The sequence below is a fragment of the Mycobacterium sp. E342 genome, from assembly GCF_001667665.1.
GTDB lineage: Bacteria > Actinomycetota > Actinomycetes > Mycobacteriales > Mycobacteriaceae > Mycobacterium.
The window spans coordinates 1-1,125 of record NZ_LZJM01000041.1 but is presented as its reverse complement, the minus strand read 5'-3'; the positions used below and the strand labels follow the sequence as shown (position 1 = coordinate 1,125).

Here is a 1,125-nt window from a genome sequence, read left to right as displayed (position 1 = left end):
CGACTAGCCATCCGCAGCGATATGGTGCACCACCGCCACCAACACGTACTCATCGGAGCCCAACCGGAAAAGCTCGGCACGGAACGGAATCTCGGTTGCCAAATCAAACCGATGCCCTGCTACTGCCGCGATGGCCTCCTCGAGCCGCTCGTGCGTCCACCCGGTCACATCAACGACGTCCCAGCCGAAATCGGCCCCCTCATGCGAGATCAGCTGCTGGTGGGGGACCCCATCAACCGCGGGGAACACCGTGCGCAGGCTTTCATGCCGGGCCACCACGTCGGCCAGCGCGGCCGCCAGGGCCTCCACGTCGAGTGGTCCCGTTAGGCGTACCGCGATGGGCATGTTGTAGACCGCAGACGGGCCCAGCAGCTGGTCGATGAACCACAATCGGGATTGGGCAAACGACAACGGCACCCGCTCCGGGCGTGGGCCGGCCACCACCGGGGCCAGCTCACCCCCACCTCCACCGCCGGCGTGGATGCGGGGTGCTAGCTGGGCGATGGTGGGCGCCTCAAACACCGCCCGCACCGACAAGTCAGCATCCAAAGAATTGTTGATGGCGGCGATCAGCCGCATCGCCGACAACGAATCCCCACCCAACTCGAAAAACGAATCGTCCACCCCCACCCGCTCGAGGCCGAGGATCTCGGCGTAGATGCCGGCCAGCAGTTCCTCAAGCAGACCACCCGGGGCGCGATAAGGAGCACCGGTGTAGTCGGGGGCGGGTAGGGCGCGGGTGTCGAGTTTGCCGTTGACCGTCAACGGCAGAGCCTCAAGCACCACAATCGCGGCCGGCACCATATAAGACGGCAACCGATCCGCGAGTTGGCTGCGGATGGCGACCGGATCGACTGCCCCAGTGTGGGATTCGGTGACATACCCGATCAGGCGCTTGTCGCCGGGGTGGTCCTCGCGGGCAATCACCACCGCCTGACCCACCCCATCCACATTGGCCAGGGCGGTGCGGATCTCACCCAACTCGATGCGATACCCACGGATTTTGACCTGCTCATCGACGCGGCCCACATAGCGCAGCTGCCCATCGGGGCCCCAACACACCAAATCCCCGGTGCGATACATCCGCGACCCCAGCGCCCCGAATGGACACGCCACAAATCGGGA

1 pseudogene is annotated in these 1,125 nt (G+C 65.3%); it reads right to left on the bottom strand.

What is annotated here, in order from left to right:
- Positions 1-6: 6 nt before the first annotated feature.
- A pseudogene (locus tag A5692_RS02335) lies at positions 7-1,125 on the bottom strand (condensation domain-containing protein); the annotation flags it as partial.